This window comes from Thalassovita litoralis (genome assembly GCF_900182725.1).
GTDB classification, from domain to species: Bacteria; Pseudomonadota; Alphaproteobacteria; order Rhodobacterales; family Rhodobacteraceae; genus Thalassobius; species Thalassobius litoralis.
In genome coordinates this window covers 51,405-68,760 of record NZ_FXTO01000001.1, presented here as the reverse complement: position 1 = coordinate 68,760, position 17,356 = coordinate 51,405, and the positions used below count along the sequence as shown (strand labels likewise).

General features: G+C 59.0%; 13 protein-coding genes. 10 read left to right on the top strand and 3 right to left on the bottom strand.

The window, feature by feature from the left end; translation table 11 throughout:
* The first annotated feature begins 88 nt into the window (after positions 1-88).
* Genes FN828_RS00345 through FN828_RS00315 form a run of 7 tightly spaced genes read left to right on the top strand, consistent with a single transcriptional unit; the run spans position 89 to position 6,205 of the window.
* Positions 89-538, top strand: coding sequence for a c-type cytochrome (locus FN828_RS00345; protein WP_142491391.1), 450 nt, complete (start codon positions 89-91; stop codon positions 536-538).
* A gap of 12 nt (positions 539-550) precedes the next feature.
* Positions 551-1,921 carry a cbb3-type cytochrome c oxidase subunit I gene (locus tag FN828_RS00340; RefSeq protein ID WP_142491390.1) on the top strand — a complete coding sequence of 457 codons (1,371 nt, stop codon included), beginning with the start codon at positions 551-553 and terminating at the stop codon, positions 1,919-1,921.
* Positions 1,922-1,926: 5 nt separating this feature from the next.
* On the top strand, positions 1,927-2,733 hold the full coding sequence (locus FN828_RS00335; RefSeq protein ID WP_142491389.1) for a CbbQ/NirQ/NorQ/GpvN family protein: 807 nt from the start codon (positions 1,927-1,929) through the stop codon (positions 2,731-2,733).
* A gap of 8 nt (positions 2,734-2,741) precedes the next feature.
* Entirely contained in the window at positions 2,742-4,706 is a 1,965-nt protein-coding gene (locus tag FN828_RS00330) for a nitric oxide reductase activation protein NorD (protein ID WP_142491761.1), read from the top strand.
* The gene (locus FN828_RS00325) at positions 4,703-5,263 is read left to right on the top strand and encodes a cytochrome c oxidase subunit 3 (RefSeq protein ID WP_235891363.1); all 561 of its coding nucleotides are present in this window, start codon (positions 4,703-4,705) and stop codon (positions 5,261-5,263) included. The genes FN828_RS00330 and FN828_RS00325 overlap by 4 nt, the downstream gene beginning before the upstream one ends.
* A gap of 2 nt (positions 5,264-5,265) precedes the next feature.
* A complete protein-coding gene (locus tag FN828_RS00320; protein ID WP_142491388.1) occupies positions 5,266-5,508 on the top strand; it encodes a cytochrome C oxidase subunit IV family protein in 243 nt (80 codons plus the stop codon).
* 13 nt (positions 5,509-5,521) lie between these two features.
* Positions 5,522-6,205, top strand: coding sequence for an NnrU family protein (locus FN828_RS00315; protein ID WP_142491387.1), 684 nt, complete (start codon positions 5,522-5,524; stop codon positions 6,203-6,205).
* On the opposite strand, the gene FN828_RS00310 is transcribed toward FN828_RS00315, so the two are convergent.
* On the bottom strand, positions 6,206-6,904 hold the full coding sequence (locus FN828_RS00310) for a Crp/Fnr family transcriptional regulator (protein ID WP_142491759.1): 699 nt from the start codon (positions 6,902-6,904) through the stop codon (positions 6,206-6,208). It lies immediately after the preceding gene.
* 368 nt (positions 6,905-7,272) lie between these two features.
* On the opposite strand from FN828_RS00310, the gene FN828_RS00305 reads away from it, so the two are divergent.
* On the top strand, positions 7,273-10,716 hold the full coding sequence (locus FN828_RS00305; protein WP_142491386.1) for an indolepyruvate ferredoxin oxidoreductase family protein: 3,444 nt from the start codon (positions 7,273-7,275) through the stop codon (positions 10,714-10,716).
* A 51-nt stretch (positions 10,717-10,767) separates the two neighbouring features.
* On the opposite strand, the gene FN828_RS00300 is transcribed toward FN828_RS00305, so the two are convergent.
* Positions 10,768-11,364 carry a thymidine kinase gene (locus FN828_RS00300; protein ID WP_142491385.1) on the bottom strand — a complete coding sequence of 199 codons (597 nt, stop codon included), beginning with the start codon at positions 11,362-11,364 and terminating at the stop codon, positions 10,768-10,770.
* Between the two features lie 360 nt (positions 11,365-11,724).
* Between FN828_RS00300 and FN828_RS00295 the strand changes: the two genes are divergently transcribed.
* Together FN828_RS00295 and FN828_RS00290 are read left to right on the top strand one after the other, a co-directional pair.
* Positions 11,725-12,183 carry a hypothetical protein gene (locus tag FN828_RS00295; RefSeq protein WP_142491384.1) on the top strand — a complete coding sequence of 153 codons (459 nt, stop codon included), beginning with the start codon at positions 11,725-11,727 and terminating at the stop codon, positions 12,181-12,183.
* Between the two features lie 4 nt (positions 12,184-12,187).
* Entirely contained in the window at positions 12,188-13,075 is an 888-nt protein-coding gene (locus FN828_RS00290) for a helix-turn-helix transcriptional regulator (protein ID WP_142491383.1), read from the top strand.
* Between the two features lie 601 nt (positions 13,076-13,676).
* Here the strand turns inward: FN828_RS00290 and carB are convergent.
* Positions 13,677-17,003 carry a carbamoyl-phosphate synthase large subunit gene (gene carB / locus FN828_RS00285; protein ID WP_142491382.1) on the bottom strand — a complete coding sequence of 1,109 codons (3,327 nt, stop codon included), beginning with the start codon at positions 17,001-17,003 and terminating at the stop codon, positions 13,677-13,679.
* Between the last annotated feature and the right edge of the window lie 353 nt (positions 17,004-17,356).

Sequence of the window (17,356 nt, the reverse complement as noted above, 5' to 3'; positions counted from 1 at the left end):
TTCACGCAGGATTGACTTTCGTTAAGGAACGACTCGGGCGCAGCCGGGACAATCAGCGCACAGACAACTCTAGGGAAGGATCAGCGCAATGCGCGAAGTCATGACCAAGAGCATGGCCCGCAATATCTTTTATGGCGGTTCCCTGTTCTTCATACTCATCTTCGTGGGCTTAACCGCCCATTCACACCGATATATCGTTACACAATCCACCGATGTCGCTGGGCTGACGGAAAGCGTGAAACTGGGCAAACACGTCTGGGAAAAACACGCCTGCATCAACTGTCACACCATTCTGGGCGAAGGCGCTTATTTCGCCCCGGAACTGGCAAACGTGATGACCCGCTGGGGGGTTGAAACCTCGGACGAGGGCTATGACGCCCTGAAAAACTGGATGCAATCCATGCCGACGGGCATCGAAGGCCGCCGTCAGATGCCCCGGTTCGACCTGACCGAAGAAGAATACCGCGGACTGGCGGATTTCTTGCTGTGGACGGATGCGATCCGCGCACAGGACTGGCCCCCGAACGATGCGGGCTAAGGAGACAGTGAGATGAAATACCAAACTCAAAAAATCGCTTACGCCTATTTCGTCGTCGCTATGGCGCTGTTTGCCGTACAGGTGACGATGGGGCTGATCCTTGGCTGGATTTATGTAGATGGGAATTTCCTGTCTGAAATTCTGCCGTTCAACATTGGCCGGATGCTGCACACCAATTCGCTGATCGTGTGGCTGCTGCTGGGTTTCTTTGGCGCGGCCTACTATCTGGTGCCGGAAGAATCCGAACGCGAGATTCATTCGCCCACGCTGGCCTATCTGCAACTGGCCATTTTCGTACTGGGTACGGCGGGCGTTGTGCTGACCTATTTCTTTAACCTGTTCGAGGGCAACTTCCTGCTGGGTAAAGAAGGCCGCGAATTCCTTGAACAACCCAAATGGGTCAAGGCCGGGATTGTTGTTGCTGCGCTGATCTTCCTGTTCAACATCTCGATGACGGTGCTGAAGGGTAAAAAGACTGCAATCACCAACATCCTGCTTCTGGGCCTGTGGGGGCTGGCGCTGCTGTTCCTGTTCGCCTTTGTGAACCCTGATAACCTGGGTCTGGACAAAATGTACTGGTGGTACGTTGTTCACCTGTGGGTGGAAGGTACTTGGGAACTGGTGATGGCGTCGATCCTTGCCTTCCTGATGCTGAAACTGACGGGCGTGGACCGCGAGGTTGTGGAAAAATGGCTGTATGTCATTGCCGCGCTGGCGCTGTTCTCGGGCATCCTTGGGACCGGGCACCATTACTACTGGATCGGTACGCCGGGCTACTGGCAGTGGATCGGTTCGATTTTCTCCAGCCTCGAAGTGATCCCGTTCTTTGCGATGATGGCCTTTGCGTTCGTCATGGTCTGGAAAGGCCGCCGCGACCACCCGAACAAGGCGGCCCTGCTGTGGGCGCTGGGGTGTGCCACGCTGGCGTTCTTTGGCGCGGGCGTCTGGGGCTTCCTGCATACGCTGCATGGGGTGAACTACTATACCCACGGCACGCAGATCACCGCTGCACACGGTCACCTGGCGTTCTTTGGGGCCTATGTATCGCTGAACCTTGCAATCATCAGCTATGCAATGCCGGTTCTGAAAGGCCGCGATCCGTATAACCAAGTGCTGAACATGGCGTCTTTCTGGCTGATGTCGGGCGGGATGACTTTCATGACCTTTACCCTGACTTTTGCCGGGACGGTTCAGACGCACCTGCAACGGGTGAACGGTGAAATGTACATGGATGTGCAGGATCAGCTTTGGATCTTCTACGTCATGCGCTTTGGCTCGGGTCTGGCTGTGGTTCTGGGCGCTGTCCTGTTCATCTATGCCGTGCTGGCCCCGCGCCGCGAGGTGATTGAACCCGGTGCCGCAGCACGGACACCGGCGGAGTGAAACCGATGGATGGAAATATCACCCTGAAGGGGGCGGCTGACGCCCCCTTCTATCTGCCGCAGGGCGATGAATGCGATATCTTTACTGCGGCCAGCGAAAACGATCTGCCGGTCCTGCTGAAAGGTCCGACAGGCTGCGGTAAAACCCGGTTTGTGGCGCATATGGCCGCGCGGCTGGGGCGTCCGCTGTATACCGTGGCCTGCCATGATGACCTGTCGGCGGCGGACCTGATCGGGCGCTATCTGTTGAAAGGCGGGGAAACGATCTGGGTGGATGGCCCATTGACCCGCGCGGTGCGCGAAGGCGCAATCTGTTATCTGGATGAGGTGGTTGAGGCCCGCAAAGACGTGACCGTGGTCCTGCACCCGCTGACCGATGACCGGCGCTTTCTGCCCATCGACCGCACCGGCGAAGAACTGGAAGCCGCACCGGGCTTTATGTTGGTGGCCTCTTATAACCCCGGCTACCAGAACATCCTGAAAACTCTGAAACCGTCGACCCGGCAGCGTTTCGTGGCGCTGGAGTTCGATTTCCCCTCGCAAGAGTTTGAAATTACCGTGGTCGCGCGGGAATCCGGCCTGTCCGAAGATCGGGTAAAGCCGCTGGTCCGTTTGGCGAACAAGCTGCGCGACCTGAAGGGACAGGATTTGGAAGAAGGGGTTTCGACCCGCCTTGTGATTTATGCCGCAACGCTGATCCGGCAGGGAATGCCGGTCGATCGCGCGATCCTTGCCGCGATGATCGAACCGCTTAGCGATGATGCGGATGTGAAACGCGGGCTCCTCGATCTGACTACCGCAATTTTTGGGTGAGGCGCGTGGTGGTTAAGATCGACATTGAGCCGTGGGAACCCGAAGAAACCGTCGGGAAACTGTGGCACAATTTTGCCAGCCGTCTGGACGCGCCAAGCGTCTACGAAGGAGCCCGTGTCGACCTGTCTCAGGTCGGCGGGCGGCTGGCAGTCTTATTTCGGGGGCTGGGCGGTAATCCGTCGGCGGAAATCAAGCCCGTCGCGGACGAGCTTAGCCCCCATCGTTTATCCTTGCGGCGCAAGCTGGGAACATGGCGCGAAACCGTGCCGCGCGCCAGCTATGACGGGGGCGTGCTGCGCCTGCCCGAAAGTCTGGCGGTGTTCCCTGCCCGTGAAGCAAACGCTGCGCTGTATCTGTGGCTGGCGGCTGCCGTTGCGCAGGCGCAGCCCGTGGGGGACATCCCCGAAGATGCCTTGCAGGCCGATCTGAAGGCGCTGGCCGATGCGCAGCGCATGGTTCAGGCCGCGTTGGACGAAGCACCGGGGTTTGCCGCGCTCTATCGTGATCTGTCCGAGGCCACGCGCCTGTTGCGCCGCACCCCGGCCCTGCCCACGGTCGAAGCGGCGCTGGAGCAGGTGATTTTGGCGTTGCTGGGCGGGGATGCCCCGCAGGGCGACATGGCCCAACAGATGTTTGCAGCGGTGCGCAGCGGGCAGGTGGCGGGTTTCAAAGCCCCTCGTGGCTATTGCCCGTTCCGGCCTGTTGCGTTGTGGCCCGACCTGCGGGAAACCGGGCGGTCCGAAACGACCACGGTGGAAACAGCAGAAACCGAAGGCAGCCCCGAAGAAAGCAGCGATGGCCCCGCCCGCCGCGCACGGCGGCGCAAATCGGACCAGATCGAACGCAACGACAGCTTTATCCTGCATAAGTTCGAGGCGATCCTAAGCTGGGCCGAGTTCGTGAACCTGAACCGTCGCGTCGAAGATGACGATGACGACAGCGCCCGCAAGGCTGCCGACGATCAGGACGAAATCGGGCTGGGGCAGATTTCCAAGGCCCCGGCGACCAAGCTGAAACTGCACCTTGATTTAGCCCCCGAGGACGTGGACCGAGAGGCCCTGTCCGATGTTCACACCTATCCCGAATGGGATGTCCGTACAGCCAGCTATCTGCCGTCGCATGTTCGCGTCCTGTCCTCGACGGTGCAGCCAGCTACAGACGGGCCTGCCTTTCGGGACGATCCGCGTGCGGTGGCGCGTATCCGTTCTGTGCGTCGTCAGTTCGAGGCCCTGCGACCGGGGCGCATAGCCACGCCGGGCCACCCGGACGGGGACGAGCTGGACACGGAACGCGCTGTCCGTGCGCGGGTTGAATTTCTGGCGACAGGACAGGGAACCGATCGTATCTGGCGGCAAACCCGGTCTGAAAAACGTGATCTGGCCGTGTCCATTCTGTTGGATGTGTCCCGATCCACCGAAGCCGCCATTCCCGGTCACGGTCACGAAGGCCGTTCGGTGATTGACATTGAACGCGAGGCCTTGGCGGCCTTTGCGTGGGGGCTGGATGCCTGTGGGGATGAATTTGCGATCAACGCGTTTTCATCGCTCAAGCGGCAGCGTGTCTATGTGCAGTCGGTCAAAGGTTTTGCAGAACCCATGTCTGCGGGGATCGAGGCGCGGATCGGTTCCTTGCGTCCGGGGTTCTATACCCGGCTGGGGGCGGCGATGCGCCATGTGTCCGCCGATCTGTCCCGGCAGGCGCGTAAACGGCGGTTGCTGCTGGTCATCACCGATGGGAAGCCCAACGATCTGGACCATTACGAAGGCCGCCACGGGATCGAAGACAGCCGCATGGCCGTCCAAGAAGCCCGCCGCGCCGGTCATGCGGTGTTCGGCATCACGGTGGACCGCAACGGCAAGTCATGGTTCCCACGGATTTTCGGGCAGGGCGGCTTTGCGTTGATCCCCGACCCGGACAAGCTGGTTCCGGCCTTACCCCGTATCTACCGCGAATTGGTGGGGGTTGGCGGATGACGGTGCAGGATGACACCGCGACCGGGTTGGACGCCCTGCCGGGTGATCTGATGATGTGGTTGCTGATCGTGTCCGAATTGCTGGTGTTCGGCGCGGGGCTGGCCGCTTTTATGGGGGTGCGCCTGACCGATGTGGCAGGGTTTGCCGAGGCGCAATCGCACCTGCACCGGGCGGCGGCGGGGATCAATACGGTGGTGCTTGTCACCTCGGGGTGGCTGGCGGCGCTGGCCGTGCAGGCGGCCGAGGCCGGGCGCGCCGCCCGCACGCGGCTGTTTCTGGCCGGGGCGGCGTTGCTGGGGGTGGTGTTCCTGTGGATTAAGGCCATCGAATACGCGGATAAGGCGGCGCAGGGGATCAGCTTTGAAACGCATTCGTTTTTTACCTTTTACTATTTGCTGACCGGGTTCCACGCGGTTCATGTGGTGGCGGGGATTGTCATCCTTGGGCTGGTGGCCTTGGCCCCCACCCCCCGCAATACCGAGGTAGGCACGGCCTTTTGGCATATGGTCGATCTGGTTTGGGTGATCCTGTTCCCGATCCTGTATTTGCTGGGGTAAGCATGACCATTACGCAAGCATGGCTGTTTCTGATCGCGCTGTCGTTGGGCAGCACCGTTTTGGCATGGTCTGGCGTGGCAGGCGGTTGGGCGGCGTTGGCCATTCTGGCATTGGCGTGGATCAAGGCGCAGATCATCCTGCGCCGCTATCTGGGGCTGGCGCAGGCCCCAAGCTGGAGCCGGGGCTTTGCCCTTGTGCTGGGGCTGTATATGCTGGGCATGATGGGGCTGGCAGCGGCAGGCTAAGACGGGGGCAGAAATGGGCTGGATCGAATTCGCAATCGCGATGGCGCTGTTCATGGGATCGCACCGCATTCCCGCCGCTATCGGCGTAAAGGACGGGCTGGTGCGGCTTTTGGGTGCGCGTGGCTATACGATCCTGTTCAGCGTCTTATCTACATTGTTGCTGTTTTGGGTGATCTGGGCCGCAGGGCGTGCGCCTTTCGTGGCGCTGTGGGACCAAACCCAAACCGCCCGATGGGCCGTTAATCTGGTGATGCCGTTGGTGATTGCCCTAGCCACATTCGGCGTGGCGGCCCCCAATCCTTTTGCTTTCGAGGGGCGTTCAGGCGGGTTTGACCCACAGCATCCGGGAATTGTGGGGCTGACCCGTCAACCGTTGTTATGGGCGTTGTTGCTGTGGTCTGGTGTGCATCTGTGGGCGAACGGGGATCTGGCGCATGTGATCCTGTTTGGCACCTTTGCCGGGTTTTCCGTGATGGGAATGCTGATTGTCGAACGCAGGCGGCGCAAGGTGATGGGGGAAACCGAGTGGAAGGCGGGGATTGCCCATACGTCTTTGGTTCCGGGGGCGGCGCTGTTAACAGGGCGATGGAAACCACAAGGGTTTCCGCCAGTTATCCGGTCCTTGATCGTGGTGTTGGCATGGGCGGCTTTGTGGCACCTGCATCAGCCGGTGATCGGCGTCAGTCCGCTTCCCTGATTATCTGGCCCATGAATTTGCGGGGTCTTCTTCGGCGTAATCACGAAGCAAGCCAATATCGTCAATCTCCGCGCGGTTTTGAGCGATTTTGACTCCTTGGTCCTTCAGCTTGGCAAAGGCGCGGCTCAGGCTTTCGGGTTTCATCCCCAAACGGCCCGCAATCAATACCTTGTCATAGGGCAAGACGACTTCGCAGGGGCCGGTTTCGCAGGTGGTCAGTTCCAGCAGGAATTCTGCAACGCGCTGCGCCCCGGTCCGGGCTTTCAGGGCTTCGACCTGGGCCACCAGATTGTGCAAATGTGCATAGGTCGCGGACAGAACCGATACCGCGATTTCCGGGTTTTCCCGAATGCCACGCAGGAAATCTTCGGTTTGAATGCGGATCAGGCGGCACTGCGTGGCGGCCTCGGCTGACACGGGATAAATATCATGGCGAAAGGCGACGGCCTCGCCAAAGCTACGGCCCCGTGTAAAAACCCCCACGACAGCTTCGGACCCGTTGGGGGTAATGCGGTACAGTTTTACCCAGCCTTCGGCGACGATATAGATCGCGCTGGCTTGTTCGCCCTGCAAGAATATGGTCGCGCCACGATCATATTCCCGCGAATTGGCAGAGCGGGCGATGTCTTCTTGCAGGTTTCCGGGCAGGCCGGAAAACAGCAAAGAGGATTGAATGATTTTCAGATCGTCAGGGCGCATATCAGACTGGATACCAGATGTGGTTTGCAATGTATTGGACCATTGGGGGCCAAAGGTCTAGCGGCTGTATCTGTCAGGCACCATCAGAAACGCGGGTTTCGTCCTTGTGTGATGGCTTCGGCCCAAGGTGTGACGCGATAGCCTGCCCCTTTGGGGGGGGTATAGGTGCCTTTAAGTTGAAATTGTATCAAAAGACGTCGCCTGTTCCAACGTAAGACGGTGTTTTGCCGTTGATTAATTTTCAGAATTTTTTGCTGTCAGTGATCTGGTTTTCCCGCCGGGTTTCAGGAACAGTTGCGGTTGGGAATGAACGACGTGGCGGCTGGTTTCGGATCGGGGCCATGTGCGGGCGACAGAGGAGCAAGGGAATGAACCAGTTGACCAAGCGGCTAGAGATGACTTTGGCGGACCGCCTGAGCCAAGACGAAGGCTGGGTCTATATGACCGGAATGCAGGCGCTGGTGCGTTTGCCGATCCAACAGCGCAAGCGGGACGCGGCGGCGGGGCTGAATACGGGGGGCTATATCTCGGGGTATCGCGGGTCGCCTATGGGGACATATGACATGTCCCTGTGGCAGGCGGAAAAGGAACTGAAAGCCCACAACATTCATTTCCAGCCCGGCGTGAACGAGGATCTGGCCGCAACCGCCACATGGGGATCGCAACTGGTGGGCAAATTCCCCGGTGCGACGGTCGAAGGCGTGTTTTCCATCTGGTACGGCAAGGCACCGGGGATGGATCGGTCGATGGACCCGCTGCGCCACGCCAATCTGGCGGGAACCAATGCCAAGGGCGGCACCCTTTTGTTGGTGGGGGATGACCACGGGGCGAAATCTTCGACCCTTGCGTGTTATTCCGACCTGAACTTTGCCTCTTTGGGGATGCCGCTGCTGGCCCCGGCTAATGCGCAGGACGTGCTGGATTACGGCCTGCACGGGATCGCCCTTAGTCGCTACAGCTCTACCATTGTCGGGATGAAGCTGGTGACAGATGTGGTGGAAGGCGGCGGGTCCGTTTACGTCGCCCCCGATAGCCCCGTTATCACCCTGCGCGAGGATAAGGGACCGGACACCGCGATTAAGCCCTTTGTTCCGATCATGGAACAGGAACGCGTGCTGTGGGATCTGAAGCTAAGGAAGGTGCTGGCCTATGCCCGCGCCAACGGGCTGAACCAGATGGATGGCCCGGATAATGCCCGGATCGGGATCGTGGCCGCAGGCAAGGCATGGCAGGATCTGAATCAATCGCTGGCCGGGCTGGGCTATCGGGATGGCCGGATTGGCGATATGCCGGTACGCCGCCTGAAGGTGGGGATGGTCTGGCCGCTGGACGATGTGGCGATCCGCGACTTTGCCAAGGGGCTGGATGTCATTCTGGTGGTCGAGGAAAAACGCCCCCTGCTGGAAGATCAAATCCGCGCCATTCTGTACGGATCGGATCACACGCCCCGGATCGTTGGGAAAACCTTTGACGGGCAGGCCTTTGCGGCCAATGCGGGCGATTGCGCCTTCCCCGGCTTTGGGGAAATCACGCCGAATATGGTCAGCAGCGTTCTGGTCCGCGTGGCCCGTGAAACGGACCCGGATTGTGGCCTGTCGATGCCGAACCAGTCTGACCAGCCGCCCGCATTGGGCGGTGGTGTCATCCGCCCGCCGTCGTTCTGTGCGGGCTGTCCGCATGGGCGTTCAACGCAGGTGGTGGATGGTAGCCGGGCATTGGCCGGGATCGGGTGTCACACGATGGCAATGATGCGCGATCCGATGAAAACCAATTCGGTCAGTCATATGGGCGGCGAAGGGGCGATGTGGCTGGGCCAGTTCCCCTTTACCAACGAACAGCATGTTTTTGCGAATATGGGGGATGGCACCTATTTCCATTCCGGGTTGATGGCGATCCGCGCGGCTGTGGCTGCTAAGGCAACGATGACCTATAAACTGCTGCACAACGGGTTCGTATCCATGACAGGTGGGCAACCGCATGACGGTGAAATCTCGCCGCCGATGATGGTGGAACAGCTAAAGGCCGAAGGGATTGAACGCATCGCGCTGGTCGCGGATGAGCCGGAAAAATACGAAGGTAAGGATTTCGGGTTTGGCGTCACGATCCATCCGCGCACGGAAATGGAACTGATTCAGAAGGAACTGCGCCAACTGCCCGGCGTGACGGTGATCATCTATGATCAGCCCTGTGCGACCGAGCGCCGCCGTCTGCGCAAGCGCGGCAAATGGGCGGACCCGGATAAGCGCGCCTTCATCAACCCCGAGGTCTGCGAGGGCTGTGGCGATTGTTCCACCGTGTCGGGCTGTATGGCGATTGAACCGCTGGAAACGGATTTTGGCCGTAAGCGTGTGATCAACCAATCGTCCTGCAACAAGGATTTTTCCTGTGTCGAAGGGTTCTGCCCGTCCTTTGTGACCGTTACAGGCGCACAACCGCGCAAGGTGCAGGTGGCTGATGCACGGGTGGATGTGGATCACCTGTCGATGCCCCAACTGGCGCCGGTCGATGGGTCTTGGTCCATTCTGGTGTCCGGTATCGGTGGGGCCGGGGTTGTGACCGTGGGCCAAACGCTGGCCGTGGCAGCCCATGCGGATGGGTATTATGCCTCGAACCTTGATATCACCGGGCTGGCCCAGAAATACGGTGCGGTGCATTCGCATATCAAGCTGGCCGCCAGCCCCGAACAGATGCGGGCCACCCGGATTGCCGCAGGCGAAGCTGACGCGCTGATCGGTTGTGATCTGGTGGTGGCCGCAGGGGACGAAGCCCTTTCGAAACTGATCCCCGGCAAATCCGTGGCGGTCACGGATATGACGATTGTGCCGACATCAGAATTTTCGGCCAACCCCGATTGGCAACTGAACGGTGATGAACAATTGCAGCGCCTGACCCGCGTATTGGGTGACAAGGCGCGGGGGCTGGACGCCCAAACGCTGGCCGAACGTGTGATGGGCGACCGGGTGTTTGCGAACATGGTTTTGATGGGCGCGGCATGGCAGCAGGGCGGCATCCCCCTGTCACTGGAAGCGATCCATCGCGCGATTGAACTGAACGGTGTGGCGGTGGCCCGCAACCGCACGGCGTTTGATCTGGGGCGGCTGGCCTATGCTGACCCGGATGCGGCGCTGCGGATGATGGGCGGCAATGCGCCGGTCTTGCTGGATCAGCACCGGGAACAAGGTCTGGCTCAGATCATAGACCAGCGGACCACGGAATTGACGGCCTACGGCAAACCTGCCCTGACCCGGCGCTACGCCGACCGGATGGCACAGGTGCAGCGCGCGGGCCTGCCTGACGCAGCGGCCAAGGCCGTGGCACGGGGGCTGTACAAGCTGATGGCGGTCAAGGACGAATGGGAAGTGGCGCGGCTGTATTCCAAACCCGCCTTCCAGAAATCGCTGTATGACGCGTTCGAGGGCAATCTGGACCTGACCTTCTATTTCGGGGCGTGGCCCTATGGCGGGCGGGATGAAAAAACCGGCAAAATGGTCAAAGGCGCGGTGCGTGGCAAAACGGCGATGCGGTTCTTTGGCGTGCTGAACCGGCTGCGGTTCCTGCGCGGCACGGCGCTGGACCCGTTCCGCAATACGGACGAGGCGAAACTGGCGCGGCAATTGCTGACGGATTACGAGGCCGATATCGACTTTGCCCTGACCAACTGGTCCGCAGAAAAAGCAGGCAAGTTGACAGAGCTACTGGAGCTTCCCGAACACATCCGTGGTTACGGGCATGTTCGGGAACGTCACGCAGAAGCCGCAGGCAAGCGCCGCGAAACGCTGTTGGCTGCGATACAGGCCCAGAAGGCGGCTTGATCGGTCTATGCCCCTTGGTGCGGATTGCAGCAGGGGGCAACATATTTGGGGTTAAGCAGAAGGTGCAGCGCGGTCCCCGACCGCTTCGCGCCAGTGGCGTCTGCACAGGCTGACATAGGTTTCATTCCCACCAATCTGAACCTGCGCCCCTTCGCGCAGGGCTTTGCCGTCTGGTCCCATGCGTACCACCATCGTGGCCTTTTTCCCGCAATGGCAGATCGTGCGAACCTCGCGCATTTCATCGGCCAAAGCCAGCAAGGCGGCAGAACCGGGAAAGAGCTCACCCTGAAAATCCACGCGCAAGCCATAGCACATGACGGGCACTTTCAGGTCGTCGACGACACGGACCAGTTGCCAAACCTGTTCCTTGTCCAAAAACTGCGCTTCATCCATGAAGATGCAGGCAACCGGCCCCTGTGACAGACGGGCGGAAATTTTGCTGAACAGATCCTCGCCGGGGGCAAATGTATCCGCGTCCGATCCGATGCCGATGCGCGATGCAATGCGTCCGTCGCCCGCGCGGTTGTCGAATTGCGCGGTCAGCAGATAGGTATCCATCCCGCGTTCCCGGTAGTTATGCGACGCCTGTAACAGCACCGTCGATTTTCCGGCATTCATGGTGGAGTAGTTGAAATAGAGCTTGGCCATGCGTGGGTTTTGGCCTTGTCCCAGCGCAGTTTCAAGCGTGATCTGAGGTCAGCAAAATGTAGGTCTGGCGGACCTGCCCGACACGCAGGACTGACGGGCCGAAGCCCTGGGGATGATCGGTACCACGCCAAAGGCAGGCCCGCCAGTTTCGCCGGTTGCCCGGCTGGTTCCTGCCTGCACACAAAGGCGGGAACTTGCACACACCGGTAAAATCCCCGGCAACTTGTATCTTTCCAATCACTGTGACGTCCGGGAAACTTGTTGGACGCTTGTTATTCAATGACATAGGGCGGCAAAGTGGGTAATGGGAAAGGGTAGAGGGTTTTCCCCCCGAACGGGGGTGTTGGCAAAGGACGTTGAATGGCTGGTATCGCCGGATATCTGAAGAAACACACCGAAGCATTGGTGAAAGATGTCGGGATCGAGGCGGCATGTGAGATCACAGGCAAGTCCAAGGCCACATTGGGGCGCTACTATTCGGATAACCCGGAACATGCGGATCGCTTCATGCCGCTGGATGCTGTGGCGGCCTTGGAAAAGGTGGCGTCCTTTCCGCACGTGACCAGCGCGCTGGCCGATCTGAAAGGGATTTCCTTGTCCTATAACGAGGGGCGGAATGATCCCGGCGAAAAGGGCGGGGTTAATACGGATGTGATCGCGTTAAGCCACCGCTTTGCGATGTTGATGGCGGAATATAACCAGTCAATTCAGGACGGTATTATAACCATCAACGAGGCCAAGCGCTTGCTGAAGGAAACGCTGGAATTACAGAAGGTGCTGATCGAAATGAAATTGCACCTGGAAGAAGAAGCGACCTGACCCCATGCCCCAACAGCGTTCAGACAGGAACTTGCTGGGGGCAGAAACCTATACGCCCAAATTGCTGCACCGCTTTCTGCTGGATATGGAGACAACAGAGCGGTCGGTTCAAGTGTGGGAACGGCTGGTCGAATTGGGGCGCAGCGTTGGGCTGCCCTTTATCGACTTCATCGCGGCCAGCAGCTATTCGGACTGGCGGCGGACACAGTTTATTCGCACGTCATACGATTCCACTTGGTTGAATGAACTGAATAAAGAACCCGATATTCAGAAGTGGTCTTACTTTCGCAGCCATGCCCTGCATCATTTGACGCCGATCGTTATCGGGGAAGAGTTTATCGAGGACTATCATGATCTGCCCCAGCGGCGGCGTGATGTGCTGCGCATGGCTGCCGAGCGCGGAATTCGGGCGGGTTTATCGGTGCCGTTGCGGCTTCATGCGCCCCCACAGGCGGCCTTGATCACCTTTTCGGGGGATCATTCACGGGCCGATATGATGGCTATTTTACAAGAACATGGCTGGACGCTGAATGTCGCCGCAATGGTGGCGCATCAACGTTATATGACCCATTTCACCGACGAATTTTACGAACGGAACGAGATCACCGAGAAGCAGCGCGAATTGTTGCAGATGGTCGGGCGTGGGTTGCAGGACAAACAGATTGCGGCTGAGTTGGGCATTTCCATTTCTGCCCTGCGCCAGAGGATGCACAGCCTGATGGTCAAGGCTGAACTGAGAAATAGGGCGGAAATTGCAGCTTTGGCGATGTGTACCGGGTTGCTGCCTGATCCGCAGTTCGATCCCGATACGATTGATTTCCTGATCGAAATGGATGGGGCGGGAACCCGTATGCAAAGCCTGTCAGCACAGACCACGCCCTCCAAGAAATAAGGGGCCCCCGCATAGCGGAGGACCCCGTTCTGGTCTGAAATGACTTATGAAATTCAGCGTTGCCCATATAGTATGGGACATAGGACAACGTTACTTCACCTGTCAGGGGCCAGAGCGGGTTAAATTTAACCCTCCCCATCGACGTCGGTTGGGGATCTGACGTCGATGTACGGCCCCATATACAAAAGTATAGTTCATCTTTTGATCGTTTGTCGTGTCAAATGTGTGACAAGCATCGCATTCGGAGCCTGTTAATACTTACAGTCTGTGGTGGTGTGGGTGTTTGCCTGCATCCTAAATGATTGAAAACAGACTATAATCTATCTTTTTGCCTGCGGAAGAGAAGCTTCGCTGCGTTGCGGAAAAATGCCGATTGGGTGGTTTGTGAAGTCGGAATTGCAATTTTTAGGAGATGTTTGATTATTGGATCACTTTTTAAGTGAATTTAAATGCTTTTCGGCCTGCCCCATGATTCGCGGTAAGGCGGGCAAAGCTGTTCCGATTCTGTACGCGTTCGCACCCAAGGGCATTCGCCAAAAATGAAAACGGCCAGCCCAAGCGCACAGGCATGGACTGGCCGGGATTTTTTATCACTTGGCGATTAGCCTTGCAGCGCCATGACCCCGAAATCGCCCTGAGCGCGGGCTTTCATCGCTTGCGCGGCGGCCTGTGCGCCCGCTGCGGTGGTGAAATACGGGATCTTGTCATACAGCGCGACCGAACGGATGGCGCGGCTGTCCTGTACCGATTGCGCGCCTTCGGTGGTGTTCAGGACCAGCTTGATTGCGCCATCTTTCAACATGTCCACGATATTCGGGCGGCCTTCGTAGACCTTGTTTACCAATTCACAGGCCAGATCGTTCTCTTTCAACCAAGTTGCCGTGCCACGGGTCGCCACCAGTTCAAAGCCCAGTTCGATCAGGGTTTGCGCGGCTTCGGCCATCGCGGCGGTCTTGTCGGCGTCCTTGATCGACAGGAACACTTTGCCTTCGGTCGGCAGATGGGTTCCGGCGCCAAGCTGCGCTTTCAGGAAAGCCATCGGGAAGGAAACATCCCAGCCCATGACCTCGCCGGTGGAGCGCATTTCCGGGCCAAGGATCGTATCGACGCCGGGGAAACGGGCGAAGGGCAGAACCGCTTCTTTGACCGAGAACCAAGGCATATTCGGATCGGCCAGCGTCATCGGGTCTGCCATCGGCTGCGTGCCGGGTTTTGCGCCTTTGGGATATTCGCCGCGGAAGGGGAAGTTTTCCATCGGTTCACCCGCCATCAGGCGCGCCGCGATGGACGCAATGGCGCTGTCGGTGGCTTTGGCGACAAAAGGCACGGTGCGGGATGCGCGGGGGTTTACCTCGATCAGGTAAATATCGCCATCTTTGACCGCGAATTGCACGTTCATCAGGCCCACAACACCCAGCGCAAGCGCCAAGGCTTCGGTCTGGCGTTTGATTTCGTCAATGATGTCCTGCGGCAGCGAATAGGGCGGCAGCGAACAGGCCGAGTCACCCGAGTGAACGCCCGCTTCTTCGATGTGCTGCATGATCCCGGCAACATGAACGGTTTTGCCATCCGACAGCGCGTCCACATCACATTCGATTGCACCGGACAGATAGCTGTCCAGCAGAACCGGGCTGTCACCGGATACGACCACCGCTTCGGCGATGTAGCGTTCCAGTTGCGCCATGTCGCGTACGATTTCCATTGCGCGACCGCCCAGAACATAGGACGGACGGATCACCAGCGGGAACCCGATGTCTTCGGCAATCGCCAAGGCCTGTGCGTCGGTGGATGCGATGCCATTATGCGGCTGCTTCAGTTCTAGCTTGTTGACAAGCTGCTGGAAACGCTCGCGGTCTTCGGCCAAATCAATTGCGTCCGGGGTGGTGCCAAGGATCGGGATGCCTTCCTCGAACAGGGCATTCGCCAGCTTCAGCGGGGTCTGGCCGCCGAATTGTACGATCACGCCATGCAAGGTGCCGTTTTCTTTTTCCACGCGCAGGATTTCCATGACGTGTTCAAAGGTCAGCGGTTCAAAATACAGACGGTCCGAGGTGTCGTAGTCGGTCGACACGGTTTCGGGGTTGCAGTTGACCATGATGGTTTCATAACCAGCGTCGGTCAGCGCGAAACAGGCGTGACAGCAGCAATAGTCAAATTCGATCCCCTGACCGATCCGGTTTGGACCACCGCCCAGAATGACGACTTTCTTCTTGTCGCTGGGGCGGGCCTCGCATTCGACCTCGCCCATCATCGGGGCTTCGTAGGTGGAATACATATAGGGGGTTTGCGCCTCGAATTCGGCGGCGCAGGTGTCGATGCGTTTGAACACGGCGGTGACACCCAAATTCTGACGGGCGCGGCGCACGTTTGCTTCGGTCCGGCCTGTCAGCTTGCCCAGACGGGCATCGGTGAAGCCCATCATTTTCAGCTTGCGCAATCCGTCCTCGGTGACGGGCAGGCCGTTTTTGCGAATGTCTTCTTCGGCGTCGACGATTTCCCGGATACGGGCCAGGAACCACGGGTCGAACATGGTGGTGGCGTGGATTTCGTCATCCGTCAGGCCGTGGCGCATGGCCTGCGCGATGGTGCGCATCCGGTCCGGCGTGGTTTTCGAGATCGCCTTGATCACCGCCGCCTTATCCGGTGCGCCGGGGATGTCCACCTCGTCGAACCCAGTCAGGCCCGATTCCATCGACGCGAGTGCCTTTTGCAGCGATTCATGGATGGTCCGGCCAATGGCCATTGCCTCGCCCACGGATTTCATGGCGGTGGTCAGGTAGGGTTCAGAGCCGGGGAATTTTTCGAACGCGAATTTCGGGATCTTGGTGACGACATAGTCAATGGTCGGCTCGAACGATGCGGGCGTGACTTTGGTGATGTCGTTGTCCAGCTCGTCCAGCGTATAGCCGACCGCCAGTTTGGCCGCGATTTTCGCAATCGGGAAACCCGTGGCTTTCGACGCCAGCGCCGACGACCGCGAAACGCGGGGGTTCATTTCGATCACGACCATACGGCCATCGGCGGGGTTGATGGCCCATTGCACGTTGGACCCGCCGGTTTCCACACCGATTTCACGCAGCACAGCGATCGAGCCGTTCCGCATGATCTGGTATTCTTTGTCGGTCAGGGTCAGCGCGGGGGCAACGGTGATGGAATCGCCGGTGTGAACGCCCATCGGGTCCACGTTTTCGATAGAGCAGACGATAATGGCATTGTCGGCTTTGTCGCGGACAACCTCCATTTCATATTCTTTCCAGCCCAGCAGCGATTCATCCACCAAAATCTGGCTGACCGGCGAGGCTTCCAGACCGGAGCGGCAGAAATGTTCGTAATCGTCCCGGTTATAGGCGACGCCGCCGCCGGTGCCACCCAGCGTAAAGGCAGGGCGGATAATGGCGGGCAGGCCGATTTCTTCCAGCGCGTCCATTGCCAGCGCGACACCGGCCTTGATGTCGTATTTGCCATCAACCTTGGGCGAGGACACGATGGTGGCCTTGGGGTTTTCCAGCCCGATGCGATCCATCGCTTCGCGGAACAGTTTCCGGTCTTCGGCCATTTCAATGGCTTCGCGGTTCGCACCGATCAGTTCCACGCCGAATTTTTCCAGCACGCCCATATCGGCCAGCGCCAGCGAGGTGTTCAGCCCGGTCTGGCCGCCCATCGTGGGCAGCAGCGCATCGGGGCGTTCTTTTTCGATGATCTTGGCTACGGTTTCGGGGGTGATCGGTTCGATATAGGTGGCATCGGCCAGTCCCGGATCGGTCATGATCGTGGCCGGATTCGAGTTGACCAGAATAACCCGATACCCTTCCTCGCGCAGCGCCTTACAGGCTTGTGCGCCGGAATAGTCGAATTCGCAGGCTTGCCCAATGACAATTGGCCCCGCGCCGATGATCATGATGGAGGAGATATCGGTTCTTTTAGGCATGGCGGACCTCTGTGTCTGGGCGTTGGGCAGCATCGGGCAGGGGTGTGACTCACCCCGCGCAAATTGTCGTGGGTTATAGTCATGGATCGGCCATGCGCAACCCCTTGCGGACCAGTTCCACATCAGTTCTGGGTTTGGCTGTTGCGTCAGACACCGACGATCACGCCAGCCGAAGGCCCGGATGCCTGCGGCGCGAGTATTTGGAGCAAGATGAAAAGCGCGGTTCTGCTCTTGCTGTCAGGGCAAAATCAGCGGTGTTTTAGGGGCATTCGATGGGTTCACCTTGACTTTCGGGGCGCGGCAAGGTGTATCGGCGCAAATCTGAAATTCCGGCTGAACCTCCGGCCCGTGAA